This window comes from Bacillus sp. SIMBA_008 (genome assembly GCF_046535495.1).
GTDB classification, from domain to species: Bacteria; Bacillota; Bacilli; order Bacillales; family Bacillaceae; genus Bacillus; species Bacillus subtilis.
The window spans coordinates 1-237 of the sequence record NZ_JAWRWL010001240.1 but is presented as its reverse complement, the minus strand read 5'-3'; the positions used below and the strand labels follow the sequence as shown (position 1 = coordinate 237).

Below are 237 nucleotides of genomic sequence, written 5' to 3'. Positions count from 1 at the left end.
CGTCTTATCGAGGCGATGAACTCGCACGACGTGGGTCGGGGTCGCGGCGGTCTGGAGGACGCGCTGAAGCGCGTCACGGCGCAGACTCTCGTGGTGGGCATCGATACCGACCGCCTGTTCCCGATCGAGGGCCAGCACCGCATCGCGGCCGGGATCGGCACCACGATCCACGGCGACGAGGCGGTCGTGATCCGTAGCGACTTCGGCCACGACGGATTCCTGATCGAGACGAGCGTC

The 237-nt window shown here is 67.5% G+C and carries 1 pseudogene; it reads left to right on the top strand.

Annotation, left to right across the window (positions count from 1 at the left end):
- A pseudogene (metX, locus tag SB658_RS27400) lies at positions 1-237 on the top strand (homoserine O-acetyltransferase); the annotation flags it as partial.